The organism is Pseudomonas sp. SA195, assembly GCF_054131565.1.
Genome location: NZ_CP096392.1, coordinates 2,755,685 through 2,780,184 on the forward strand (window position 1 = coordinate 2,755,685; position 24,500 = coordinate 2,780,184).

At 61.0% G+C, this 24,500-nt stretch carries 22 protein-coding genes; 14 read left to right on the forward strand and 8 right to left on the reverse strand.

What is annotated here, in order from left to right; genetic code table 11:
- The first annotated feature begins 76 nt into the window (after positions 1–76).
- The 4 genes from M1D78_RS12670 (at position 77) to M1D78_RS12685 (ending at position 3,813) form a co-directional block, all read left to right on the forward strand.
- Positions 77–1,156, forward strand: a complete 1,080-nt coding sequence (locus tag M1D78_RS12670; protein ID WP_437422897.1) for a DUF748 domain-containing protein — start codon at positions 77–79, stop codon at positions 1,154–1,156.
- Positions 1,157–1,296: 140 nt separating this feature from the next.
- Positions 1,297–2,142, forward strand: a complete 846-nt coding sequence (locus M1D78_RS12675; protein ID WP_437422898.1) for an AAA family ATPase — start codon at positions 1,297–1,299, stop codon at positions 2,140–2,142.
- Between the two features lie 48 nt (positions 2,143–2,190).
- The gene (locus M1D78_RS12680) at positions 2,191–2,589 is read left to right on the forward strand and encodes a GFA family protein (RefSeq protein ID WP_437422899.1); all 399 of its coding nucleotides are present in this window, start codon (positions 2,191–2,193) and stop codon (positions 2,587–2,589) included.
- 45 nt (positions 2,590–2,634) lie between these two features.
- Positions 2,635–3,813, forward strand: a complete 1,179-nt coding sequence (locus M1D78_RS12685) for a vWA domain-containing protein (RefSeq protein ID WP_437422900.1) — start codon at positions 2,635–2,637, stop codon at positions 3,811–3,813.
- Between the two features lie 31 nt (positions 3,814–3,844).
- Here the strand turns inward: M1D78_RS12685 and M1D78_RS12690 are convergent, their stop codons facing one another.
- Genes M1D78_RS12690 through M1D78_RS12700 form a run of 3 tightly spaced genes read right to left on the reverse strand, consistent with a single transcriptional unit; the run spans position 3,845 to position 5,673 of the window.
- On the reverse strand, positions 3,845–4,384 hold the full coding sequence (locus M1D78_RS12690) for a DUF2937 family protein (protein ID WP_437422901.1): 540 nt from the start codon (positions 4,382–4,384) through the stop codon (positions 3,845–3,847).
- Positions 4,384–5,160, reverse strand: a complete 777-nt coding sequence (locus M1D78_RS12695) for a class II glutamine amidotransferase (protein WP_437422902.1) — start codon at positions 5,158–5,160, stop codon at positions 4,384–4,386. Before M1D78_RS12695 ends, M1D78_RS12690 begins: the two co-directional genes overlap by 1 nt.
- 42 nt (positions 5,161–5,202) lie before the next feature.
- Positions 5,203–5,673: an MFS transporter gene (locus M1D78_RS12700; protein ID WP_437422903.1), complete on the reverse strand. Its 471-nt coding sequence runs from the start codon at positions 5,671–5,673 to the stop codon at positions 5,203–5,205.
- Positions 5,674–5,879: 206 nt separating this feature from the next.
- Here M1D78_RS12700 and M1D78_RS12705 point away from each other — a divergent pair, with 206 nt between their 5' ends.
- A complete protein-coding gene (locus M1D78_RS12705; protein WP_437422904.1) occupies positions 5,880–6,320 on the forward strand; it encodes a universal stress protein in 441 nt (146 codons plus the stop codon).
- Between the two features lie 101 nt (positions 6,321–6,421).
- Here the strand turns inward: M1D78_RS12705 and M1D78_RS12710 are convergent, their stop codons facing one another.
- The gene (locus M1D78_RS12710; RefSeq protein WP_437422905.1) at positions 6,422–7,114 is read right to left on the reverse strand and encodes a DUF6901 family protein; all 693 of its coding nucleotides are present in this window, start codon (positions 7,112–7,114) and stop codon (positions 6,422–6,424) included.
- Positions 7,115–7,241: 127 nt separating this feature from the next.
- Entirely contained in the window at positions 7,242–9,161 is a 1,920-nt protein-coding gene (locus tag M1D78_RS12715; RefSeq protein WP_437422906.1) for an ATP-binding cassette domain-containing protein, read from the reverse strand.
- Between the two features lie 243 nt (positions 9,162–9,404).
- Here M1D78_RS12715 and M1D78_RS12720 point away from each other — a divergent pair, with 243 nt between their 5' ends.
- Positions 9,405–11,333 (forward strand): transglycosylase SLT domain-containing protein, encoded by a 1,929-nt coding sequence (locus tag M1D78_RS12720; RefSeq protein ID WP_437422907.1) that lies wholly within the window; start codon positions 9,405–9,407, stop codon positions 11,331–11,333.
- 51 nt (positions 11,334–11,384) lie between these two features.
- Here the strand turns inward: M1D78_RS12720 and M1D78_RS12725 are convergent, their stop codons facing one another.
- The 3 genes from M1D78_RS12725 to yegS form a co-directional block, all read right to left on the reverse strand.
- Positions 11,385–12,188, reverse strand: coding sequence for an MOSC domain-containing protein (locus M1D78_RS12725; protein ID WP_437422908.1), 804 nt, complete (start codon positions 12,186–12,188; stop codon positions 11,385–11,387).
- Between the two features lie 21 nt (positions 12,189–12,209).
- A complete protein-coding gene (locus M1D78_RS12730) occupies positions 12,210–13,142 on the reverse strand; it encodes a chemotaxis protein CheV (RefSeq protein ID WP_437422909.1) in 933 nt (310 codons plus the stop codon).
- Between the two features lie 118 nt (positions 13,143–13,260).
- A complete protein-coding gene (gene yegS / locus M1D78_RS12735; RefSeq protein ID WP_437422910.1) occupies positions 13,261–14,181 on the reverse strand; it encodes a lipid kinase YegS in 921 nt (306 codons plus the stop codon).
- A 382-nt stretch (positions 14,182–14,563) separates the two neighbouring features.
- Here yegS and M1D78_RS12740 point away from each other — a divergent pair, with 382 nt between their 5' ends.
- The 8 genes from M1D78_RS12740 to gmd all read left to right on the forward strand — a co-directional run bounded on the left by M1D78_RS12740 (position 14,564) and on the right by gmd (position 24,367).
- Entirely contained in the window at positions 14,564–16,000 is a 1,437-nt protein-coding gene (locus M1D78_RS12740; protein WP_457932853.1) for an undecaprenyl-phosphate glucose phosphotransferase, read from the forward strand.
- 154 nt (positions 16,001–16,154) lie between these two features.
- The gene (locus M1D78_RS12745) at positions 16,155–16,592 is read left to right on the forward strand and encodes a low molecular weight protein-tyrosine-phosphatase (RefSeq protein WP_437422912.1); all 438 of its coding nucleotides are present in this window, start codon (positions 16,155–16,157) and stop codon (positions 16,590–16,592) included.
- Between the two features lie 15 nt (positions 16,593–16,607).
- Positions 16,608–18,818 carry a polysaccharide biosynthesis tyrosine autokinase gene (locus M1D78_RS12750; protein ID WP_437422913.1) on the forward strand — a complete coding sequence of 737 codons (2,211 nt, stop codon included), beginning with the start codon at positions 16,608–16,610 and terminating at the stop codon, positions 18,816–18,818.
- Between the two features lie 153 nt (positions 18,819–18,971).
- The gene (locus M1D78_RS12755; RefSeq protein ID WP_437422914.1) at positions 18,972–20,033 is read left to right on the forward strand and encodes a glycoside hydrolase family 5 protein; all 1,062 of its coding nucleotides are present in this window, start codon (positions 18,972–18,974) and stop codon (positions 20,031–20,033) included.
- Positions 20,034–20,390: 357 nt separating this feature from the next.
- Entirely contained in the window at positions 20,391–21,647 is a 1,257-nt protein-coding gene (locus M1D78_RS12760; protein ID WP_437422915.1) for a hypothetical protein, read from the forward strand.
- Positions 21,607–22,485: a glycosyltransferase family 2 protein gene (locus M1D78_RS12765; protein ID WP_437422916.1), complete on the forward strand. Its 879-nt coding sequence runs from the start codon at positions 21,607–21,609 to the stop codon at positions 22,483–22,485. The genes M1D78_RS12760 and M1D78_RS12765 overlap by 41 nt, the downstream gene beginning before the upstream one ends.
- Complete coding sequence (locus M1D78_RS12770; RefSeq protein ID WP_437422917.1) at positions 22,475–23,236, forward strand: WecB/TagA/CpsF family glycosyltransferase; 762 nt, start codon at positions 22,475–22,477, stop codon at positions 23,234–23,236. Before M1D78_RS12765 ends, M1D78_RS12770 begins: the two co-directional genes overlap by 11 nt.
- A 99-nt stretch (positions 23,237–23,335) precedes the next feature.
- Entirely contained in the window at positions 23,336–24,367 is a 1,032-nt protein-coding gene (gene gmd / locus M1D78_RS12775; RefSeq protein ID WP_437422918.1) for a GDP-mannose 4,6-dehydratase, read from the forward strand.
- Positions 24,368–24,500 lie beyond the last annotated feature (133 nt).

A 24,500-nucleotide genomic window follows, 5' to 3' on the forward strand; every position in this document is an offset into this window, starting at 1 on the left:
AGCCGAACTCACCCGCCGCGATGCGGGTCCACCTTGGTACGCCCTTATCGATGACCTCAAACCCGCCAGGCTCACCATGAAGAAAAGCTTTCGCTTGCCGCTGTGGATACTGCTCGGCATCGCCCTTCTGCTGATCGTTGCGCACCTCGCGTTGCCGCATCTGGTGCTGAACTACCTGAACGACAAGATGGCCGACATGGGCGACTACCATGGCCGTATCGAAGACGTCGACTTGGCTTGGTGGCGCGGCGCCTACAGCCTCGACGGCGTTCACATAGAGAAAAAGCAAGAACCGGTACAGGCCCCACTGTTCACCGCCTCGTCCGTCGATATTGGCGTCAGCTGGCGCACGCTGTGGCGCGAGCGCGCCCTGGTCGGCGAGGTAATCCTCCATGAACCGCACCTGAATTTCGTCGACGACAACGAGCCGGACGAGGACCAGACCGGTGAAGGCGTCGACTGGCGCGAGCGAGTGAACGAGCTGGTGCCTTTCACCCTGAACGAGCTGCGGGTCGAGAACGGTCAGGTGTCATTTCGCAAGTTCGACGCCGATCCGCCTGTTCATCTCTATGCCAATGCCATAAACGCCAGCCTCTATAACCTCACCAACTCGGCGGACCAGGCCGATGGCCGCCGCGTCGCGACCTTCGAGGGCCAGGCACGCTTCTACAACCAGGCCCCCATCGAAGCCACGGCCCATTTCGACCCGTTCAGCGACTGGGAAGATTTCGATATCGACCTGCGCATGACCGGGCTGGACCTGACCAAACTGAACGACTTCAGCAATGCCTACGCCAACTTCGATTTCAAGGCGGGCACCGGGGACCTGGTCATGGAAGTAGAGGCAAACGACAGTCAGCTCGACGGGTATATCAAGCCGCTGCTGCACAATGTCGAGGTGTTCGACGTCGAGCAGGACATCAAAAACGAGGACAAGGGGTTCTTCCGCGGCATCTGGGAAGGCCTGGTCGGCGGCAGTGAAGACATCCTCAAGAACAAGAGCAAGGACCAGTTCGCCACCCGCGTCGAACTGTCCGGCAGCACCAAGGATACCGACGTGAGCCCGTTCCAGGCGTTTCTGGCGATCCTGCGTAACGGCTTCATCGAAGCCTTCTCGACTCGCTTCGAGCGGTCGATTTCCGAACAGGATAATTGAAAGGGAACGCTGCCAGACACGCTGCCCATTCAGTGACTGAATACCGCGCTCGCGTTCACAGCGCGGATTCCATCCCTTATAGTCGGCCGCTTGACCCTTCACGAAGCGCCTGCATTGCCAGGCCCACCAAGGAAACCCAGATGAAGTTCGAAGGCACCCGGTCCTACGTCGCCACCGACGACCTGAAGCTCGCCGTCAACGCTGCCATCACGCTGGAACGCCCTCTGCTGGTCAAGGGCGAACCGGGCACCGGCAAAACCATGCTGGCTGAACAGCTAGCCGAATCGTTCGGCGCCAAACTGATTACCTGGCACATCAAGTCCACCACCAAAGCGCACCAAGGCCTGTATGAGTACGATGCGGTTAGCCGGCTGCGCGATTCCCAGCTCGATTCGGACCGCGTCCACGATGTACGCAACTACATCAAGAAGGGCAAGCTCTGGGAGGCGTTCGAATCCGAGCAGCGTGTCATCCTGCTGATCGACGAGATCGACAAGGCGGACATCGAGTTCCCCAACGACTTGTTGCAGGAACTCGACAAGATGGAGTTCTACGTCTATGAGACCAATGAAACCATCAAGGCCCGACAGCGCCCGATCATCATCATCACCTCGAACAACGAAAAGGAATTGCCAGACGCGTTCCTGCGTCGCTGCTTTTTCCACTACATCGCTTTTCCGGACCGCGAGACGTTGCAGAAGATCGTCGACGTGCACTACCCAGACATCAAGAAAGAGCTCGTGGCCGAAGCCCTGGACGTATTCTTCGACGTGCGCAAGGTGCCGGGCCTGAAGAAGAAGCCGTCCACCAGCGAGCTGGTCGACTGGCTCAAGCTGTTGATGGCCGACAACATCGGAGAAGCCGTCCTGCGCGAGCGCGATCCCACGCGGGCCATTCCTCCGCTGGCCGGGGCGCTGGTGAAGAACGAGCAGGACGTGCAACTGCTTGAACGCCTGGCGTTCATGAGCCGTCGCGCCAATCGCTGACCGACGCCGGTTCACCCGAGCCGGCGGTGACCGAACGGGAGAAGTGACATGCAAACGCTTACCGGTAGTTGCCTGTGCGGCGTCGTGCGCTATCGCATCGACGCACCGATCGACGAGCTGACCCACTGCCACTGCAAGATGTGCCGCAAGGCACATGGCGCGGCGTTCGCCACTTATGCGAGCGTCCCGCTGGATGCATTTCACTTTCTCTCCGGCAAGGACCAGCTGGGCGTCTATCACTCGTCGGAGCACGTGACGCGCACGTTCTGCATCCGCTGCGGCTCCAACCTGCAATTCGTCAACAACCGCTCGCACGAGCTCGGCGTCGCCGCCGGCACGCTCGACTCCCCGTTGCCCGCCCCGTCCCAGGCGCACATCTTCGTGAAATCGAAGGCGGACTGGTATGCCATTCGCGACGGGCTGCCCGAGCACGACGAAGATCTCTAACCAAGGACTATGGGCGCCCTATGCCGGCGCCCGCGAGGTTTCATCATGCTGCTTGGCCTGTTCAATGAGATGCGCGCCGCCAAGGTGCCGGTATCGGTGCGCGAATTGCTCGACCTGATCAACGCGTTGAAACACAACGTCGTCTTCGCCGACATGGACGAGTTCTACTACCTCGCCCGGGCGATCCTGGTGAAGGACGAGCGCCACTTCGACAAGTTTGATCGTGCGTTCGGTGCCTATTTCAACGGGCTGGAAAGCCTGGATCGGCACATCGAGGCGTTAATTCCTGAGGAATGGCTGCGCAAGGAGTTCGAACGCTCGTTGAGCGACGAGGAGCGCGCGAAGATTGAATCACTCGGCGGGCTCGACAAGCTCATCGAGGAATTCAAGAAGCGCCTCGAGGAACAGAAAGGCAAGCATGCCGGCGGCAACAAGTGGATCGGCACTGGCGGCACCAGCCCCTTCGGCTCGGGCGGCTACAACCCCGAAGGGATCCGCATCGGTGACGCGGGCAAGCGCCAGGGCAAGGCGGTGAAAGTCTGGGATCAACGTGAGTACAAGAACCTCGACGACCAAGTCGAGCTCGGCACGCGCAATATCAAGGTGGCCCTGAGGCGCCTGCGAAAGTTTGCTCGCCAAGGCGCGCAGGATGAACTGGACCTGGACGGCACCATCGATCACACCGCACGTGACGGCGGGCTGCTCAACATCCAGATGCGGCCCGAACGGCGCAACGCGGTGAAGTTACTGATTCTGTTCGACATCGGCGGTTCGATGGATGCGCACGTGAAGGTCTGCGAGGAGCTCTTTTCGGCCTGCAAGACCGAGTTCAAGCATCTGGAGTATTTCTACTTCCACAACTTCATCTACGAGTCAGTGTGGAAGAACAATTTCCGCCGTACGTCCGAGCGCACCTCCACGCTGGATCTGCTGCACAAATACGGGCCGGACTATAAAGTCGTCTTTGTCGGGGACGCGGCGATGGCCCCGTATGAGATCACCCAGCCAGGCGGGAGCGTCGAGCACTGGAACGAAGAAGCCGGCTACGTCTGGATGCAACGCTTCATGGAAAAGTACAAGAAGCTTATCTGGATCAATCCATACCCCAAGGACACCTGGGGCTACACGGCATCCACGGGGATCGTCCGCGACCTGGTAGAGGACCGGATGTTCCCCCTGACCTTGAGCGGGCTCGAGGACGGCATGCGATTCCTCTCCAAGTGAGCCACTGGCCAAACGACTCAAGCCACCGCACTTACCGTTTCGGCGGTAACGAGTGGCCCGCTCGGCGCCGGCTCGACCGGCGCTGAGGAAACAAGGCCTGGCGTAGCAGCAGATAGATGCTCTCGACCAGCCAGGCCAACAACAGCGCGCACGCCAGCCCCCAGCCGATAGCATCCGGTCCCAGCAAAATCTGGAAATCGTAGCTTCGCCAGACCTGTTCGCGAATTTGCTCATCCGCACCGATCCATACGTGCCAGGCCCGAGCGAACCACGGCCCCTGCATGATCCGCCACTCTCGGTCGAGCAGGCGCGAGCGCTCGACCAGCCCGGCGACACTGCGCGCGTCGCTCTGAATCACCGGATCCTCGCTGGTGCGATAGTGCTCGACCAGCGCGTTGAGGTCACCCTGGAAGAAGCGACCCGCCGTCTCCTGGAATCCAACGAGCGCCTGCTGCGATTCCAGCCGACGCGCCTCGACATGGTTGCCATAGGCCTCGATGAAGCTCGGAACCTGGACGCCCACCAGCAGCCCCAGCGCAAACAGCGTCAACCGCAGGTAACTACGCAACATCACTGCACTTGCCCTTGCGCCACACATTCGCCGAGCCGCCACAGTGTCCACTCGCCCGGTTGGTGGGTGTGCCATTGCTCGTTATCGGTCAGGGGCTCGGTGGCCAGCACCGTCACCACGTCGTCCGGCGTAGTCTCGGCCTTGAAGTCGACGGTCAACTCGGCATCCTTCAGCTGCGCCGGACCGAAGGGCGCGCGTCGGGTGATCTGCGCGAGCTTCGTCGTGCAAAAACTGAACAGCCATTCGCCATTGCTCAACAGGCAATTGAAGACGCCCTTCGCGCGGTAACCCGCGCATGCCTCGAGCAAATGAGGCAGCAGGTCTTCGGCGGCGACCCGGTCAGGAAAGTTGTTGCGGATGCGGCTGAGCAAATCGCAGAAGGCTGCTTCACTGTCCGTATCCCCCACCGGGCGGTAGAACCCCGGCGCAGGGGCGAAGTCACTCAACTGCCCATTGTGGGCGAAGCACCAATGCTGGCCCCACAGCTCGCGCACGAAGGGATGCGTGTTGACCAGCGCGACCTTGCCCACGTTGGCATGACGGATATGGCCAATAACGACCTGGCTCTTGATCAGATAGTGCTGGACCATCTTCGCCACTTCCGATTCGCAACTCGCGACGGGATCCTGGAACAGCCGAAGCCCTCGGCCTTCGTAGAAAGCGATGCCCCAACCGTCCTTATGCGGCCCTGTGCGGCCGCCGCGCTGCATCAAGCCAGTAAAACTGAAGTGAATATCGGTGGGTACGTTGGCGCTCATGCCGAGCAGTTCACACATGTGATCTCTCCGATGGGTCATGCAACGTCCGCGCGGGCCTCGCTACAGGCGCGGCTCGGTCCGGGCCCGATAGCGATCGGCAGGAGCGTAGTGGTCCCGCTCGTCCTGTTCGTCCAGACGCTCGCGCAAGGTACGTGGATCTTCGCTCTCGCTCGCCTTCGCCTGGCTCTGGCGACGCTTTCGCTCGATCGGCCAGCGAACGGCGACGAATACGGCATAGAGCGCGAAGGCAATCAAACCATAAAGGGCTAGGTCGGCCGCGGCCCGCCAGACGTTATTGCCGACCTTGAACAACATATCGAGCGCGGTGATGGCCACCGCCGGCGCGAACAGTTCTTTGGCCGGATCGACGATCGTCGGGGTGAACAACAGCACCGCAACGATCAACCGGAGCGGCTCGCGCAGCCAGCGCCATAGCGGGCGTGTCATGCGGAACCAAACCAGCAGGCAACCCAGCGCAGCAATGCCGTACGCGGCCCAGGCGAGTGAATATTCGTTGGTCATTTCGAACATGGCGATCTCATGGCAGGCCGGCACGTCTTCCCGGCTTCGACACGCGGCATGATAGCAGCCCCGGGCCCGCGCACCGCGACCGAAACGATGTAATGCAAGCTGGTCACCGGGCGCGCAACGCCGTATAAACCTTGCAAAAAACGCCAAGCGCCCAATGCGTGCCAAGCAGCCATACTTGTCGTAAACGACACATCAGGAGATTCACCATGACCTACAAGCATATTCTGGTCGCCACTGACCTGAACGAAGAATGCCATCCGGTCGTAGCACGCGCCCAAGCGCTGGCGACGGCCAGCGGGGCGAAGCTGGCGCTGGTCCACGTCATCGAGCCGATGGCGATGGCTTTCGGCGGTGACGTCCCGATGGACCTTTCCATGCTGCAACAACAACAGTTCGACCAGGCTCGCGATCGCCTGGCGGTGTTTGCCGACCGCTATCCTGGCCTGACCGCCGAGCAACGTCACATTGCCTACGGCCAGCCGCGACAAGAGGTTCACCGTCTGGTCAGGGAGCAGGGTTGTGATCTGGTGGTTGTCGGCAGTCATGGCCGCCATGGCCTGGCCTTGCTCCTGGGCTCGACCGCCAACGACATCCTTCATGGCGCGCCATGCGACGTACTGGCAGTGCGCCTGAAGAAACCGGAATAACCCATCGCCTACAGCCTGGCAGCCGCTCCGGAGGCCAGGCTGGCTGCGCCATCGCGCCGCCGATGAGGTCGGGCGCATACGCCTAGTTGTACGGGCGCGATTCAGACGACCTCGACCCCCTCCCCCGCACTCATCACCATCGGCCGAATTTTCTGCAGCTGGGTTTCCAGCGAGTAGGTCAGGCTCGAGGCCATCGAGAAGAAGGTCAGAAAGGCCTTCAGGTTCGAATCACCGCGGCAGGTGTCATGGATGCGCTGCCAGAAGGCTTGGTTGACCAGTTGCAATTGCTGGAACGAGCGCACCAGGCCACGCAATTCCCAATCCGCATGCCGCCCTTCGCGCAAGTTGAAGTATTGCCGGGCCAGATAGAGTGACACCGCACGCAGCACGAACTCCTGGTTGCTGGCAAACGGCAGGTGCTGGTACGCCATGGGTTTGAGCCGGCCCAGAATCGGGCAAGCACTGGTCGCCATGATCACTCCGAGCAAGGCGCGCAGGCCTTCGTCCAGGCCGACCAGCTTGCTGTATTCGCGCTCGGGCGTACGCACCTCGACACGCGCTTTCTGTACCGCCGGGAGGCCCTGGAAATCTTCGATCACCCGGTGCAAATCCACCGCCGCCGGGCAGTGGCTGAAGCGATCCCGGCTCAACGGGCAGTTGCTGCACTGTTGGTGGTCCAGCCGCGTCCACTTTGGCGCGAGCCGGGCAGCCTCCTCGTCATAGCCTCGATCCGGCTCGATCCGGTAGCTGAACGCATGCTCGTCGTCGAGGACGATGCGGTATTCGATTGCCATCTAGTCTCCGTCCAAATACTGACAGATGTTGTGTATTGACCCAAGCCACGGACCTGCAGACGCAAGCCATTCTGCGTAATTGCATCCAGACGCTGTATGCGGCTCCGTGACACGGAGCCGGAAGATGTCAACCCTCCAGTTCCGCCCAGCGCTCGAGCAACTGATCGAGTGACTGCTGCAACGCCTCGAGCCGAGCTATCGTTTCGCTGGTCTGCGTCGCGGGCTGCTGATAGAAGTCCGGCTGCGCCATTTCTTCCTGCACCGCTGCGATTTGCTGCTCCGCCTCGTCGATCTTGGCGGGCAAGGCATCGAGCTCGCGTTGATCCTTGTAGCTGAGCTTCTTTCTCGCCGGTGCTGGCTCGTTGGCTGGCTGAGCCGACGTCTTGGCGGGCGCGGGCTCTGCCTGCTGCACGGCACCTTTATCCTCACGGGTATCGCCCACGCCCAGCAGCCGGATCGAACCGCCCTGCCGCAGCCAGTCCTGATAGCCGCCCACATATTCGCGCACGACCCCGTTACCCTCGAACACCAGCGTGCTGGTCACCACGTTATCGAGGAAGGCCCGATCGTGACTGACCATCAGCACCGTGCCCTGGAAACCCAACAGCACTTCTTCGAGCAACTCCAGGGTTTCGACGTCGAGGTCGTTGGTCGGCTCGTCCAGCACCAGCAGGTTCGCCGGCTTGCTGAACAGACGAGCCAGCAATAGACGTGCCCGCTCGCCTCCAGACAGCGCCTTGACAGGGGTGCGAGCACGTTGCGGGCTGAACAGGAAGTCGCCCAGATAGCTGAGTACGTGGCGGTTCTGCCCATCGATGGTGATGAAGTCACGCCCCTCGGCAACGTTGTCGATCACCGTTTTCTCGAGATCGAGCTGGTGACGCAATTGGTCGAAATACGCCACTTCCAACCGAGTGCCCGCTTCTACGCTTCCGCTGGTGGGTTGCAGATCGCCCAACAACAGCTTGAGCAAGGTGGTCTTGCCACTGCCGTTAGCACCCAGCAGGCCGACCCGGTCACCCCGTTGCAAGACCAGCGAGAAATCCCGGATCAACGGCTGGCCGCCCGGGTGTGCGAAGCCAGCGTGCTCGGCAACGATGACCTGCTTGCCGGACTTCTCTGCCGTCTCGATCTGAATGTTCGCCTTACCCTGCCGCTCTCGCCGCTCGCTCCGCTCGGCACGCAGCGCCTTCAACGCACGCACACGGCCCTCGTTACGGGTCCGCCGCGCCTTGATGCCTTGGCGAATCCACACTTCCTCCTGGGCGAGCTTCTTATCGAACAGCGCGTTGGCCGTCTCTTCGGCAGCCAGTTGCTGGTCTTTGTGGACGAGAAAGCTGGCGTAATCTCCGTTCCAGTCGATCAATCGCCCGCGGTCGAGTTCGAGGATGCGTGTGGCCAGGTTCTGCAGGAAGGCACGGTCGTGGGTAATGAACAAGACGGCGCCGTTGAAGCCGGTCAGCGCCTCCTCCAACCAGGCGATCGCGCCGATATCCAGATGGTTCGTGGGCTCGTCGAGCAGCAGCAGATCCGGCTCGGACACCAGCGCCTGGGCCAGCAGCACGCGGCGGCGCCAGCCACCGGAAAGCTCGGCAAGGGTCTTGTCGGCCGGCAGCTGAAGGCGGCTCAGCGTGCTGTCGACAAGCTGCTGCAAGCGCCACCCATCCTTCGCCTCGAGCGCTTGCTGTACATGCATGAGTTTTTCCAGGTCGGCATCACCCTGGATGTTCTGGCTTAGGTGGTGGTATTCGGCAAGCAGCTGGCCCACGCCGGACAGCCCTTCGGCAACCACATCGAATACCGTACGTTCGTCAGCGCGCGGCAACTCCTGAGGCAGCTCGCCGATCTTCAATCCCGGCGCACGCCAGATCTCACCGTCGTCGGGCAGCTGGCTGCCCTTGACCAGCGCCAGCATGCTGGATTTGCCAGTGCCGTTGCGGCCGATGATGCAGACCCGCTCACCCCGCGCAATCTGCCAGGACACGCCATCGAGCAGCGGATTGGCGCCATAGGCGAGGGACACATCGGTCAGTTTGAGCAGGGTCATGGCTACCTCCGGGAAACAGGGCGCGCATTCTAGCAGAGGCACGCCCTGCCCCGCGGTGTACCGACAGGTGCCCTTTTCCCTCTCAGGGGTGCGCTTCGGACGTGAAGAAGGGGTCGATAGGCTACGCTCGTCGGAAGATCGGCGTTGTTTGTTTCAAGAGCTTAATCCCCGTTTAACTTGGCTCTCCGCGCCAGCTAAGCTACCCACCGATCGATCTCTTTTCTCCCGCCCCCTGGAAGTATCATGCGCGGCCGTATCGCCAGTCTCTGTCTATCCGCTCTCTTCACAGCCGTAACCTTCGACACCTTTGCAGCCACCAGCCTGGACCAGCAACGTCAGTACTACGACGAAGCCAAGCGGGCGCTGGCCAAGGGTGACAGCGGTCCATATCGACGGTACGCCAGTGCGCTGCGCGATTATCCGCTCGAGCCCTACCTGGCCTACGACGAGTTGACGGCTCGCCTGAAGACCGCAAGCAACGCGGAAGTCGAGCGATTCCTGGCCGAGCACGGCGACCTTCCCCAGGCCAACTGGATGAAGTTGCGTTGGCTTCGGCTGCTGGCAGCACGCGGCGACTGGCAGCCCTTTGTTGCTCATTACGACTCGAAAATGAATTTCACCGAGCTGGATTGCCTATACGGCCAGTACCAGCTCGGCAGCGGCCAAACGCAGGCGGGTTATGCAACCGCCGAGCGCCTCTGGCTGGTCGGCAAGTCGCAGCACGAGGCCTGTGATGCCTTGTTCGATCGCTGGGAGGCGGCCGGACAGCTCACCGATCGCCTTCGCTGGCAGCGCGCCAAGCTGGCCGTCGAGGCTGGCAACTATGCCCTGGCGAAATACCTGATCAAGAGTGTGCCGGCTCTCAAGCGCGAAGGTGAGCTCATGCTCGACGTGGCGCAGAAGCCTCAGCTGCTGACACAACCCGATCGCTTCACCTCGACGGGTCCCGCAATGGCTGACGTTGTCTCCGTTGGCCTGCGCCGGCTCGCACGACAGGACCCGGAAAAAGCACTCGGCCTGCTGGACGTCTACGCTCGGCGCCACGCCTTCTCCAATGATGAGAAGGTCGCCATTGCCCGACAGATCGGCCTGACCCTGGCCAAACGCTTCGACCCGCGCGGGCTCAAGGTGATGGCCGAATATGATCCACAACTGCGTGACGACACGGTCAGCGAATGGCGTGCTCGCCTACTGTTACGCCTGGGACGCTGGAGCGAGGCCCATGAACTCACCCAGCGCTTTCCCGAAACGCTCGCCAACACGAACCGCTGGCGGTACTGGAAAGCACGCAGCCTCGAGCTGGCTCAACCGAACAGCGCACAGGCCGCGGCACTCTACAAACCCGTCGCCGGCGAGCGGGACTTCTATGGCTTCCTATCCGCCGACCGCATCCAGGCGCCCTACCGCCTGAACCATCAGCCGCTCGCGCTGGCTCCAGAGGTCATCCAGAAAGTCCGAAACACGCCCGGTATCCGTCGCGCCATGGAGTTTCATGCACGCGGGCAGATCGTCGATGGCCGTCGCGAGTGGTACCACGTCACTCGGCACTTCAACCGCGACGAAATGGTCGCACAGGCACGCCTGGCCTATGACATGCAGTGGTACTTCCCGGCAATCCGCACGATCAGCCAGGCACAGTACTGGGATGATCTGGATATCCGCTTCCCGATGGCGTACCGCAGCAGCCTGGTGAACGCGGCCCGGGCCCGTGAGATTCATCCGAGCTGGGTATTTGCCATCACCCGCCAGGAAAGCGCTTTCATGACGGACGCCCGCTCCGGTGTCGGTGCCAGCGGGCTGATGCAATTGATGCCCGCCACGGCGAAGGAAACTGCGCGCCGGTTTGACATCCCGCTATCGTCGCCACAGCAGGTGCTTAATCCGGACAAGAACATCCAGCTAGGCGCTGCGTACCTCAGCCAGATCTATGGACAGTTCAAGGGCAACCGAGTCTTGGCCTCGGCCGCCTACAACGCAGGGCCGGGGCGCGTGCGCCAGTGGCTCAAAGGCGCTCAGCACCTACCATTCGACGTCTGGGTGGAAAACATTCCGTTCGACGAAACGCGGCAGTACGTGCAAAACGTGCTGACCTACGCGGTGATCTACGGCCAGAAGCTCAACGCACCGCAGCCGCTGGTCGAGTGGCACGAACGCTATTTCGAGGGGCAGTGAGCGGCCGGTCGGGCGCCGGCAGGCTTGGTCTGCCGGCGCCCGACCGCGCTGTCAGTCGAGTATCTGCACCGGCATGCCCGGCGAAAGTTCGCCGGGACCTTCGGCGATGAGGTTCTGACCGAAGAAAACGCCACCTTCACCTTTGCGGTAGGTCATCAGCGTGGCCAAGGGCTCTCGATCGGGGCTACGGATGGCGGTGTCAGGATCGATGGTGGGGATGGCGCAACGGGCGCAGGGCTTAACCACGCGGAAGGTCATTTCGCCAATACGGATGCGGCGCCAGCCATCTTCGGCGTAGGGCTCGGCACCGTCCACGACCAGGTTCGGCCGAAAGCGCCGCATGTCGAGAGGCCTGCCGATACGTGCGCATAGGTCGTCCAGCGAGGCCTGGCCGATCAGGAGAAAGGGAAAGCCATCGCTAAAAGCCGTCAGGTTGCCGGGCTCGGCGTAGGCCGTGTCGACTTGTATCCCACGGCTGACAGGCAGGTAGACCAGTCTGGCTGCTTGCCCGAGCAGGCGCGTCAGCCAATCGGCGGCCGCATCACCCGCATCGGGTGCCTGTAACGACTCCCGCCAGATCGTCACGCCACGCAGGTTGCTGTCGGGGCTCGGAACCGGTACGTGCAACGTCTCCATTTCCGGCGCGCAGAGCTGCAGCCCATCCGTGCCAACCCAGCGCGCATCGAGCGTTGCCATATGCGGCAGCGCGCGCTGGGTCAGAAATTTGCCCGACTTGGCATCGACCGCCATCCAGCGGCGGTCACCAGCCAGACCGAGCGCATCGCATCGTGCAACTTCCAGGCTTTCGGCGGAACCCGACTTCAGCGGGTAGCGGTACAACGAGGTCAATTGCATGCGATATCTCGGTCGAGAGGGTCAGTGACGTTCGTCCCGCAGCAGGCGTTCGCGGATGACGTCGACGAGTTTCTCCGGTTGGAACTTGGAAAGGAAGTTGTCGCAGCCGACTTTCTGCACCATCGCCAGGTTGAAGCTGCCTGACAACGAGGTGTGGAGCACAACGTACAGGTCTCGCAGACGCGGATCGTTTCGGATCTCCGTAGTCAGCCGGTAGCCGTCCATTTCAGGCATTTCGGCATCGGTGAATACCATCAGCAGCCGATCGGTCAGTACATCGCCTGCCTCGGCCCAGGCTTTCAGTTTCCCGAGGCCTTTCATGCCGTCGCTGGCGGTATGCACCGTGATCCCGAGCTGCGTCAGGGTCTCGCGCAGTTGCGACAGGGCGACGGTGGAGTCGTCGACGCAGAGCACTTCCCGCCCACGAGCCCGCTCGAGCACAGGGTCCTGCAGCCGCTCGGGCGCAATACTGGTGTCATACGGGACGATCTCGGCGAGCACCTTTTCCACATCGATCACCTCAACGAGCTGATCGTCGACCTTGGTAATCGCGGTCAGGTAATGCTGGCGCCCGGCGGTCGCCGGTGGCGGCAGCACTTCCTCCCAGTTGAGGTTGAGGATGCGATCTACACCGCCGACGAGGAATGCCTGAATCGAACGGTTGTACTCGGTCACGATGATGGTACTGCGTTCGTCCGGAACGATAGGGCGCAGGCCGATCGCCCGCGACAGGTCGATAACCGGGAGCGTCTGGCCACGCAGGTTGACGACACCACACACCGAGTTGTGGCGATGCGGCATCAGCGTCATCTTCGGCAGCTGGACGACTTCCTGCACCTTGAACACGTTGATGGCAAATTTCTGCCGGCCGGACAGCCGGAACATGAGAATCTCCAGCCGGTTCTGCCCGACAAGACGGGTACGTTGATCGACTGAATCGAGAATGCCGGCCATAGCTGGCTCCTGGTGAATGCGGACTTACGGGCTATCGGCAGCGAGGCGCGGCGCTTTATCCACCTGCGCGATTATTTGTTCCGCATCATCCGGCCAATTACCGGCTAGCACAACGCCACTATGGCGACGGAACGGCTAATGCACTATCGCGCAACAATGGGCACTCAACCGGCAGATGCAGGCGAATGGCGGCCGGCCTGACTTCGAACCGCATGTGACGAGCGCCCGAGGGTTCGCCGTCGAGATTGATGTCGATGTGCTCCGGTGCGTCTGCTTCCAGCCAGGGTAGGCGCGCACTCACAGACACGGTCTTGATGCCGCGCAAACCGCCACTGAGAAGCGTGCCCAGAGTGCCGACCGCGTCGGTCGCCGCCGGCACGATGCAGACATCGAGCAAACCGTCGTCGATCATCGCGTCCGGGCATAGTGATTGGCCGCCGCCCGATTGCTTGCCATTGCCCACGCCCAGTGCAAGGAATTCGCCTTCCCAAGAAAAGTTGGGCCCGACGAACCGCCCCCATGCGGAAGTCATTTCGCTAAAGCGCGAAAGACCGGTGAGCAGGTAAGCACCGCCACCGAGCACCTTTTTCAGCTCTTCTGACGTGCTTGCCGTGACCTTGGAGCCAAAACCGCCAGTCGCCATGTTAAGGAAGGGTTCGCCGTTCATCAGCCCCACGTCAACCGCGACCGGCTCACGGTCCAGTAGCGTCAGAGCCTCGAACGGTTCCAGGGAAATATCAGCTGCATGGGCGAAGTCATTCGCCGTGCCGAGCGGCAACAGTGCCAGGCTCGCGTCGGCACCGCTGTCGATCAGTGCGTGGGCAACCTCTCGCAGGGTACCGTCCCCACCCCCTGCCACCAGGGTGGAATAGCCAGCCTTCAGCGCGTCCTGGACGATCCGCCGCGCATCACCCGGCTCCCAGGTCACCCTCACCGCCAGTTCATGCCCCAATGCCCGCCACTCGACGACCGCTGCGCGTACGTCGTCATTGAGTGCCTGCTTGCCATGCAAGACCAGCAATGCCCGGGATTTGCTCATGCCTTCGCTTCCCTTTCCATTAGTCGCTGATAGGACATGCTGGACCGCTTGAAAGTTGTCGAGCCCTCCAGCTTCCTAGCGCATACGGGAGTTAAGCCCACCCGTCAGACGGGTCCACCACCTGTCAGCCAGGCGCTACGCCAACGCGACGCGTTCTCAACAAATACGCGCATAAACCCTTTTATATCAACCAGTTATAGCCCGCAGTTAATCCTGACGACTCGGACACAAGTTTGTGCGTGCGTGATGAACTCATGACGTACCCGGCGGTCGGAGCACTTGTCCCGGTAGCGGTTGCAATAGCGGCCTGCCATCAGAACCCGCGGATAGCGGCGATCAAAACGAGTATTGAGCTAGTAATAGCCGAAGGAAGGAGCCTTGTATGCGCTTACAGTCCGTTGGAACCCTTGAGTACGCCCACCCCAGTTTCGTCGATTATTTTCTTGCTAGCGTTCGCCTGATCCACGGGCTTACCTCCGTCCTGCCAGGCGTGCTCCTGCTGTTGTTCCTGCCGTTGGACCTCCCGGCCGGGGGCGGTACCTTCAGCACCTTCCTCATGTTCTTCGGCGTGATCAGCGTCGTCATCTTCCAATCGGTTGGCATCTACAGCGAAGAAGTGTTCAGCACTTTGCTGCGTTTTCGCACGATGGCGGTGGCCTGGGCGGCGGCATTCAGCTTGCTGATTTTCATGCACCAGGGTCTGGGCATGTTCAGCTACCTCGAAGCCAAGCACCTGACCTTCTGGTTTGTCACCAGTACCGTCCTGTTCGGTGCGGAGCGCCTGATGATGCTCGCACTGTTCCGCCGCCTCATGGCCAAGGGCGTGTACCTGCAAAACGCTGTGATCCTCGGCGGAACGGACAATGGCATCCGCGTCGCCGAATACTTGGCGAATCACCGTGATATTCGCACTGGCGTGCTGGGCTTCATCGACGACCGCCTCGAACGCCTGCCCAAGACGCTCGCGGACCTGCCGCTACTGGGTAACACCCGTGATCTCGAGCAAATGATCCGCGAGGAGAAGGTCACCCAGGTTCTGGTCGCCCTGCCCTGGTTCGCCGACAGCCGCATCGGCCAGGTCATCAACGAACTGCGCAAGTTGCCGGTTAACGTGCTGCTGGTCCCTGACATGGTCGCATTCCGTCATGCCAACAAGCGCATCACCGAAGTGGGCGGCCTGCCCACCCTGATTGCATCCGACCTGCCGCTGCGTGGCTGGTCCCCAATGTTCAAGCGCATCGAGGACATCATCCTGTCGAGCCTGGCGCTACTCGCCGCAGCGCCCGTGATGCTGCTGCTGGCGCTCGCGATCAAACTGGATTCACCGGGCCCCGTGCTCTTCAAGCAGAAGCGCTATGGCTACAACAACCGCCTGATCGAGGTGTTCAAGTTCCGTTCCATGTACCACGAGCGTAGCGATGCGAATGCCGACCGCCAGACTACCCGTGACGATGACCGCATTACCCGTGTTGGGCGCTTCATTCGCAAGACGAGCCTAGACGAGCTGCCGCAGCTGCTGAACGTGTTTCTCGGCAGCATGTCGATGGTCGGCCCGCGTCCTCATGCCACTGCCACCAAGGCGGCAGGCGTCCTGTTCGAAGAAGCTGTGTCAGAGTATTCGGCTCGCCATCGGGTTAAGCCAGGCATTACCGGCTGGGCGCAGATCAACGGCTATCGCGGCGAGACGGACACACTCGAAAAGATCGAGAAGCGCGTGGAGTACGACCTCGACTATATCGAGCGCTGGTCCGTCTGGTTCGACATCTACATCCTCGCCCGGACCGTTCCCGCACTGCTGTTCAACAAGGACGTGTACTAGCTGCCCGCACGCATCACCCCATCGCGGCACTACGCCACATTCATGCGTTACGGCAGCTGGACGGAAGGAACTAATGAAGCAAGACAACCTCAGATTGGCGTTCCGCGACATCCTCGCCCACCCGCCCACGGCTACCGAGCGGCGAGGCTGAGCGATGTTCAAGAACATATTGATCGTCTGTGTAGGCAACGTCTGCCGAAGCCCCGCGGCTGAAGCATTGATGGCCCATAGGCTCCAAGGAAAAGGCCTGTCGATCAGCTCGGCGGGCATAGGTGCACTCGTAGGCAACCCAATGGACAAGACTGCACATGAAGTGCTGCAGGACAACGGCCTGCACCACACGAGCCATCGTGCTCGCCAGGTCGACAGCGAGATGCTGCACAACGCCGATTTAATCCTGGCGATGGAACAGAGCCACATAGCCCATATCCGCCAGATGGCGCCGGAAGTCCACGGCAAGACTTTCCTGATCGGCAAATGGCTCGACGACACGGAAATCCCCGATCCCTACCGTCAGTCCAAGCCCGCTTTCGAACATGTACACAGCCTTCTAACGCAGTCCGTCGAAAGCTGGCTCCCCTATCTGAAGTAAGAAGAAGGAACTTCAATGACCACCATGCCCAGACCTATCTACGAAACCAAAGAGGAGAAGGACATTGACCTCGCCCATCTCTTTGACACGTTCATCAACAATAGGGCGCTGATCCTTACCATTACAGGCTTCTTCGCTGCCCTCGGAGTCGCCTATGCGCTGTTGGCGACACCGGTTTACCTCGCCAGCTCGATGATTCAGATCGAGCCGAAGAGCGGCCTGCCAAGCCTGACCGATGTGGTTGGCAATGCACCGGCCGTATCGCCTGCGGAAACCGAAATTGCCTTGCTGAAATCGCGCGCGGTAGTCGGCGGCGCTGTCGAGGCGCTGAACCTGGACATCATTATCGAGCCCCACTTTTTTCCGATCATCGGCGGCTTCGTCTATCGCCGCTTCGAGCCGACTGAAGAAGGTGAACTAGGCTGGTATCCCGATGGCTTCGAGGCTTACGCGTGGGGCGGAGAGACGCTGCGGGTGACCCAGCTGATCGTGCCTGACAAGATGCACGGCGAAGAGCTGACCCTGGAAGCCGCAGAAAATAATGGGTTCATCCTGCGCGATCCGGATGGCGAAGTCGTTGCGCAGGGCACCGTCGGCGAGCCCGTCGAAACGCCAGACTACGGCATTACCGTCGCCGAATTGAACGCACGCCCAGGCACCACGTTCAGCGTGACGAAGAATCGCACCTATGCCACCACCGAGGACTACCAGCAGCGTCTCGCCGCGGGTGAACGCGGTAAGCAGTCGGGCATCGTCAACGTCACGCTCGAGGACACCGACCCTGAAAAGGCCGTCGTTGTGCTCGAAGAAGTCGCCCAGCGCTACGTCGAGCAGAACGTTGCACGCAACGCCGCCGAAGCGACCCAAAGCCTCGAGTTTCTCAGTGAGCAGGTGCCTGAAGTGCGCCGCAAACTCGACGCTGCCCAGACTGCGCTGAACGAATACCAGACTGGTAACCGCTCGGTGGACATCTCCGCCGAGACACAGTCTGTGCTGGACCGCATCGTCGACCTGGAAAAGCAAATCTCCGAGCAGAACCTCAAGCGCACCGAGATGGAGCGGCGATTCACCCGTCAGCATCCGAATTTCCAGGCACTGATGAACCAGATCAACCAACTGCAGCAGCAGAAGGCCGAGCTGGAAAAGCAAATCGGCACCCTGCCCTCGACCCAGCAGGAACTGCTTCGCCTGAACCGTGACGTGGAAGTTTCTTCCGAAACCTACGCGATGTTGCTGAACAAGACCCAGGAACTGGACATTATCCGTGCCGGCACCGTGGGCAACGTTCGCATCATCGACCACGCCGCAGCCGATATCGACAACCCGATCAAGCCGAACAAACCCCTGATCGTCATCGCGGCGACGCTACTCGGTGCGATCCTCGCTGTGGCCTTCGTCTACGTTCGCGAAGCACTCAAGCGCGGCGTCGAGAACCCTGAAGAAATCGAGCGCGTCGGTATCCCGGTTTACGCCGCCATCCCGTTCAGCGAGAAGCAGAGCGCGATCGAAAAGCGCCTGGCTAACTTCAAGCGCGACAAGAGCAACGCGTCGTACCTGCTGTCGATCAGCGACCCCGCGGATCTCGCCACCGAGGCCATGCGCAGCCTGCGTACCAGCCTGCACTTCGCGATGATCGAAGCGAAGAACAACATCCTCATGATCACCGGTCCGAGCCCGGCGGTGGGCAAGTCCTTCGTTACCAGTAACCTGGCGGCCGTCATCGCGCAGTCCGGCAAGAAGGTGTTGCTGGTCGACGCCGACATGCGCAAGGGTTACCTGCACAAGGTCATGCGTTGCCAGGCGGACAAGGGCCTGTCGGACATCCTCTCCGGCCGGATTACCCTGTTTGACGCAATCCAGAAGACGCAGATGAACAACCTGCACGTCATCACCCACGGCCAACTGCCGCCCAACCCCTCCGAGCTGCTGATGCACGAGAATTTCTCGCGCTTCGTCAAGGAGATCAGCGGCATGTACGACCTGGTCATCTTCGACACCCCGCCGATTCTCGCCGTGACCGACGCGGCACTGGTGGGCAGCCAAGCCGGCACCACGCTGATGGTCACCCGCTACGGGCTCAACGGCGTGAAGGAAATCGAGTTCGCCAAGCGGCGCCTGGAGCAGAACGGCTTGCTGGTCAAGGGCGTCATCTTCAACGCGGTGATTCGTAAGGCCTCGACGTACAGCGAATACGGCTACTACCAGTACGAATACCAGAGCAAATGATGCCTGCGCCCGACCGCCCAAGGCGCGTCGGGCCAGTCACCGACAGCCGAAGCGCCAGCCTATCAGGCTGTGTCCTTCGGCTGCCGCTGGCCGATCTGTCAGCGCAACCCGGCAGCGCGCGCTGCGCTCTGCCCCGCTTGCACGGGTAACCCAATGAATACGAACCGATACTCGCCTCTTCGCGCCGCGATGCGGCTCGCCGGCGCCATTGCCCTCGCGGCCTGCACGACAGTTGCAACCGCGCAGGATGATCAACAGCCGCGCGGCATCGATCTTGTAGGCATCAACCTGTCCGGCGCCAACTTCGCGCCTCACGTCAAGCCAGGCAAGCTGGGCACTCATTACTTCTTCCCAGAAAAGAAGCATTTTGCCTATTACGCCAAGAAAGGCATCCGGGTCATCCGTTTCCCATTCATCTGGGAGCGCCTGCAACATGATCTGGACATGGGCTTAAACTTCGACCACATCCGCATGCTGCGCAAGACGCTGGACATGGCCGCGCGCCACGACCAGAAGATCATCCTCGATATGCACAATTACGGCCGCTATAAGGATCAGCTCATCGGCTCGCCAGCGGTGCCCTACACGGCCTACGCTGACGTCTGGCGTAAGCTGGCCGAGGAATTCAAAGGCCACCCAGGCCTGTGGGGCTACGACATCATGAACGAGCCGCACTCGACCAAGGGGCTATGGCCCGGCGCGGCCCAGGCAGCCGTGGATGCCATCCGCGAAGTGGATGACCAGACGCCGATATTCATCGAAGGCGACCGCTGGGCAAGTGCCTTCCATTGGCGCCATGTCAACGAAGACCTCATCCTCGAAGACCCTGCCAACAACCTGATCTATGAAGCCCACCTGTATCTCGACAAGGATTTTTCCGGGCGCTACGCCGAGGACGAAACCGTCGACCCCATGCTTGGGGTAGAGCGCGCTCGCCCTTTCGTCGAATGGCTTCAGGCGCATGGTCTAAAGGGCTTCCTGGGCGAATACGGCGTGCCGGCACATTCAAGTTCGATGCTGGTTGCGATGGACGAACTGCTCGGTTACCTGAACGAGCACTGCATACCCAGTGCCTACTGGGCCGGCGGGCCGGGCTGGGGCAACTACGTCATGGCCATCGAACCCATCAAAGGCAAGGACCGGCCACAGATGGAGGTGCTGCAAAAGCACATTGCCAACTCGTGTAGCCAGCTCGGCCCGAAAGCCGATCGCTAGGGAACCAGTGCACCCAATGCCGCGCCTAACATCGCCGCCACTGCTTCAGACAAGCGGCCTGACCGGTCACGGCCGCGGGTCCGCCGGTGAGACTCTCGTCGGAAAAACCGCAACTTTTGAAAAAACCTCGGTTTTTTACGCAACCCACGCCAGCAAGGGCTGTCCAACCCCTCGTCCGGCCAAGGTGGCAGAACGAGAGACAGGCGCGCCGCGCTGGGTAGTGCCTTCCGCCCTCGTCGAATCTGGCCTGGTTTTACCTACCGGATCGACGGTCAGGAGCGCCGCACCCTGGACGAGAAGGCTTGAGCTGCAGGCACGTAGTTCTGGACAAAGGAAAAGCACCGAAGGATTCAGGTGATGACGACTATCAGCTCAAAACTCTTTTTTCTCCCGCTCACCGTGCTGGCGATCATCCTGCATTTTTCGGTGTTCGGAGACAGTACCCACAACCCCATCGGCTTCAAGTTTCTGAACGAAGCCTACCTGGCGGTGTGCCTGGGCTTCGCGGCGTTGCTCGTACTCGCCAGCGCCGAAGAAGCCTCACGCGAACTTCGAGTACTCATGTACTACGCGGTATACAGCATCTTCGTTTTCACGGTGCTGCCTGCCCTATTCGCCCACTTCACCTTTGGCCAGCCGATCATGTATGGCCTGATCGAAGAGCGGCGAATCCTCTTCACCTTTGGTTTCGTACCGCTGCTGTTGCTGTCGAAGCGCATCAGCACGCTGCAGTTCGAACGCGCCATTATCTATGCCGCCCTGGTTGCGGTGATTTTGTCTTGGGGCTTCAAGTTCGGCCTGGTGCCGGACCTGCGTGAGGAACAGACCGCGTGGGACCGCCCGGACCGCTCCTCCATCGGCCCCTTCCTGATCTGTTTTGCCTACTTCTACTCCATTCAGATCTGGTCGAACGGCAAGTCGCCGATCAATGGCGCTGCTCGGCAACGCAGCGTTTATATGATCATCGCCGCCATCCTTTTGCTGACGCTGGTATTCGCCACCCAAACGCGCCAGCTGATCGTGCTGTGCCTGGCCTTCACCCTGTTCTGCCTGCGGGCCAAGGCGGTCATTTGGGCCGCCTCGCTCTGCGTGCTGCTGTCGCCATTCTTCTTCTATCCCGCACTGCTGGAAATGTTCGGCATGAACCTTGAGTTCTATCAGGACAACTTCAAAGGCGGCGTCGAGGATGGGGTGCGTCCGTACACCATCGCCTCGGTGTTCAACCACCTCGACCTGGTCAACTGGCTGCCGAGCGGATCACTGTCATTGATGTGGCAGGACGGTTTCATTCCCTACTTTGGTGAGCATTTCTTCCTGTCGGACATCGGCATCATCGGCACCCTCTTCCGCTTCGGGTTCCTGACGTTCCTGCTGGTCCCGCTAACGCTCTATGTCTATCGGCGCATCGCATGGAATATCAATCCGCAGATGGGGTTCACCTATTCGGTGATGCTGGCCTTCTTCGTGATCTGGCCGCTGAACGGGCTATTCGAATACACCCAACCGGTCATCTGCATGCTTTTAGTGATCCACGCCCTGAGAGCACGTCATCTTCGCAGCAAGGAACGAGTCCATGAACGTCGCACTTATTCTCAACTACAGAGCTGCTACTGAGACCATCAGCTGCGCTGAGAGCCTGCTGGCCCACTGTCCGACGATCGATCACATCGTTGTGGTGGACAACGACTCCCAGGATGGCTCGGCAGCCATGCTCCAGCAGTGGCTGGACGACAAGGCCTACGCGAACGTGACCTTCCTGCCCAACCCGGAGAACAACGGGTACGCCGGCGGCAACAACTACGGCCTGCGCTGGGCGATGGAACATCTCGAGCCGACCTATTTCTGGGTGATCAACAACGACACCTACGTCGACAGCGATGCGTTCTCGCCGCTGCTTCAGGCCCTTAAGCAAAATGACCGACAGTTCGTAGGCTCGCTCGTGCTGAGCGCCGATACCGGCCGGCTGGAGTGCTATGGGGGTGGAAAGCTTTACCCGATCCTCGGTAAGGCCAGGCTGCTCGGCAAGAATCAGAGCCTGGAAGCCGCCCAGCAGGAAACGCACGCGCCGGACTACATCATGGGCTGCAGTCTCGCCTTCTCGGCGGCCCTCACCCGAGAGATCGGGCTAATGGACGAGGCGTACTTCATGTACTTCGAAGAGGTGGACTGGCAGTACCGCGCGCGGCGCCACGGCATCGCCAGCCAAGTCATTCCAGCCAGCCGCCTGTTCCATTACGGCTCCCTGAGCCTGGGCAGCCGCTCGGCGTTCTACCACTACTATCGCAACCGCGCGGCGACCCGCTTCAACAAGCGGTTCTACGGACCGGCGTTCGCGCTCACTTCAGCCTTTCTTCTGTCAGCGGTCACCACGCTCAAGGAATATCGGAATCCCACCTTGGCCTGGTCGGGTATCAAAGGCGCATTCAAGGGAGTAGCAATGAGTGTCAAGTGATACTACAGCGTTCGGAATCGACTTCTTTTCCGGTAGCAAACAGGCATTTCTGAATGGCTTACGAGAGGGCGTTAAGCAGCCGTTCTCGTTCGTCGTCACACCCAACGTCGATCACCTGTTGCAGATGGAGACCGACGGGCAATTGCGCGACGCCTACGCCAAGGCGCGTTGGCGGCTGTGCGACAGCCGCATCTTGCTGTCCCTGCTGGATCGACTGGGCGTACACCTTGCCGAGGCCATCCCGGGCAGTGACCTGACCCTCGACCTGCTCAAATGGGCCGATCGGGAACACCTGCGAATCGTCCTGATTGGCGGGCAGGAAAGCGAGGCCACGAAACTGCGGGCCATCTACCCCGGCATGACGCTCTACCACTACAACCCGCCGATGGGCTTCATCAAGAACCCGGACGAGGTGCAGCGTTGCTTGGAGTTCGTTCGCCAGAACCCGTCGGAACTTGTGCTCTATGCCGTCGGTACGCCGCGGGGTGAAGTGCTGGCTGCCGCGACCCAGCCGCACGAACGAACGGGCATCGGTTTCTCCATCGGTGCCTCGATCTCGTTCGCAACCGGGACCATCAAGCGCGCACCGAAATGGATGCGTGAGTGCAAGCTCGAGTGGCTGCATCGCATGTGCATGGAACCCAAGCGGCTAGCCAAGCGATACCTCGCCGATGCGCTCTACATCGTACCGGCATATCTACGGGAAAAGAGCCAGCGGCAAAAGGCTACCCCAACCAAACAGGAATCCTGACCATGGCGAGCGCCTGGCGAGAAACCTGACGGATGAGCTGCACCGCGCTAGCGGTGCAAAACGAAACCACCCTTCAATCACAGGAATACAGGGAAGACCATGAAAGCGATCATCACAGGCATTACGGGACAAGACGGCGCTTATCTGGCCGAGCTGCTGCTTGAAAAAGGCTACACCGTCTACGGCACCTTCCGCCGCACCAGCTCGGTGAACTTCTGGCGCATCGAAGAACTCGGGATCGACAAGCACCCGAACCTGCATCTGGTCGAATACGACCTGACCGACCTCTCGTCGAGCATCCGCCTGATCGAGACGACCGAGGCCACCGAAGTCTACAACCTGGCGGCGCAGAGCTTCGTGGGCGTCTCCTTCGAACAGCCATTGACCACACTGGACATCACCGGCGCGGGCGCGGTGAACCTGCTCGAAGCCATCCGTATCGTCAACCCGAAGATTCGCTATTACCAGGCTTCCACCTCCGAGATGTTCGGCAAGGTGCAGGCGATTCCGCAGATCGAGACCACACCGTTCTACCCACGCAGCCCCTATGGCGTAGCCAAGCTGTACGCGCACTGGATGACCATCAACTACCGCGAGTCCTACGACATCTTTGGCAGCAGCGGCATCCTTTTCAACCATGAGTCGCCGCTGCGTGGCCGCGAGTTCGTGACCCGCAAGATCACCGACTCGGTCGCCAAGATCAAACTTGGCCAACTGGACGTGCTCGAGCTCGGCAACATCGACGCCAAGCGTGATTGGGGCTTCGCCAAGGAATATGTCGAGGGCATGTGGCGCATGCTGCAAGCCGATGAGCCGGACGTGTTCGTGCTGGCGACCAACCGCACGGAAACCGTTCGCGACTTCGTCACCCTTGCGTTCCGCGCGGTAGACGTCGACCTGGCCTGGGAAGGGGCTGGCGATCAGGAAATGGCGATCGACGCCGCGACCGGCAAGGTGGTGATGCGCGTCAATCCTAAGTTCTACCGCCCGGCAGAGGTCGACCTGCTGATCGGCAATCCACAAAAAGCCAAGGAAAAGCTCGGCTGGGAGCCGAAAACGTCGCTCGAGCAGCTGTGCCGCATGATGGTCGACGCGGACCTGCGCCGTAACCAACAGGGTTTTTCGTTCTGATCAGTCGGTGGTGCCGCGTCTAGAAGGCACCACCCTGGAGGTCGCCGGCTCCGCACGCCCCTCGCGTGCGAGGCCGGTTCACCTCGCCAGGCAGAAGCCGAGCCGACCTACCGGCTTGGCCGACGCCGGAACC

Excerpts from the sequence above, each read along its gene's own strand:
- M1D78_RS12765 (WP_437422916.1), top strand. The coding sequence starts at position 21,607 with ATGAACGTCGCACTTATTCTCAACTACAGAGCTGCTACTGAGACCATC.
- M1D78_RS12695 (WP_437422902.1), bottom strand. The coding sequence starts at position 5,160 with ATGTGTGAACTGCTCGGCATGAGCGCCAACGTACCCACCGATATTCAC.
- M1D78_RS12740 (WP_457932853.1), top strand. The coding sequence starts at position 14,564 with ATGCGCTTACAGTCCGTTGGAACCCTTGAGTACGCCCACCCCAGTTTC.
- M1D78_RS12670 (WP_437422897.1), top strand. The coding sequence starts at position 77 with ATGAAGAAAAGCTTTCGCTTGCCGCTGTGGATACTGCTCGGCATCGCC.
- M1D78_RS12725 (WP_437422908.1), bottom strand. The coding sequence starts at position 12,188 with ATGCAATTGACCTCGTTGTACCGCTACCCGCTGAAGTCGGGTTCCGCC.
- M1D78_RS12755 (WP_437422914.1), top strand. The coding sequence starts at position 18,972 with ATGAATACGAACCGATACTCGCCTCTTCGCGCCGCGATGCGGCTCGCC.
- gmd (WP_437422918.1), top strand. The coding sequence starts at position 23,336 with ATGAAAGCGATCATCACAGGCATTACGGGACAAGACGGCGCTTATCTG.
- M1D78_RS12710 (WP_437422905.1), bottom strand. The coding sequence starts at position 7,114 with ATGGCAATCGAATACCGCATCGTCCTCGACGACGAGCATGCGTTCAGC.
- M1D78_RS12690 (WP_437422901.1), bottom strand. The coding sequence starts at position 4,384 with ATGTTGCGTAGTTACCTGCGGTTGACGCTGTTTGCGCTGGGGCTGCTG.
- M1D78_RS12730 (WP_437422909.1), bottom strand. The coding sequence starts at position 13,142 with ATGGCCGGCATTCTCGATTCAGTCGATCAACGTACCCGTCTTGTCGGG.
- M1D78_RS12675 (WP_437422898.1), top strand. The coding sequence starts at position 1,297 with ATGAAGTTCGAAGGCACCCGGTCCTACGTCGCCACCGACGACCTGAAG.
- M1D78_RS12705 (WP_437422904.1), top strand. The coding sequence starts at position 5,880 with ATGACCTACAAGCATATTCTGGTCGCCACTGACCTGAACGAAGAATGC.
- M1D78_RS12760 (WP_437422915.1), top strand. The coding sequence starts at position 20,391 with ATGACGACTATCAGCTCAAAACTCTTTTTTCTCCCGCTCACCGTGCTG.
- M1D78_RS12720 (WP_437422907.1), top strand. The coding sequence starts at position 9,405 with ATGCGCGGCCGTATCGCCAGTCTCTGTCTATCCGCTCTCTTCACAGCC.
- M1D78_RS12685 (WP_437422900.1), top strand. The coding sequence starts at position 2,635 with ATGCTGCTTGGCCTGTTCAATGAGATGCGCGCCGCCAAGGTGCCGGTA.
- M1D78_RS12750 (WP_437422913.1), top strand. The coding sequence starts at position 16,608 with ATGACCACCATGCCCAGACCTATCTACGAAACCAAAGAGGAGAAGGAC.
- M1D78_RS12680 (WP_437422899.1), top strand. The coding sequence starts at position 2,191 with ATGCAAACGCTTACCGGTAGTTGCCTGTGCGGCGTCGTGCGCTATCGC.
- M1D78_RS12745 (WP_437422912.1), top strand. The coding sequence starts at position 16,155 with ATGTTCAAGAACATATTGATCGTCTGTGTAGGCAACGTCTGCCGAAGC.
- M1D78_RS12715 (WP_437422906.1), bottom strand. The coding sequence starts at position 9,161 with ATGACCCTGCTCAAACTGACCGATGTGTCCCTCGCCTATGGCGCCAAT.
- yegS (WP_437422910.1), bottom strand. The coding sequence starts at position 14,181 with ATGAGCAAATCCCGGGCATTGCTGGTCTTGCATGGCAAGCAGGCACTC.
- M1D78_RS12700 (WP_437422903.1), bottom strand. The coding sequence starts at position 5,673 with ATGTTCGAAATGACCAACGAATATTCACTCGCCTGGGCCGCGTACGGC.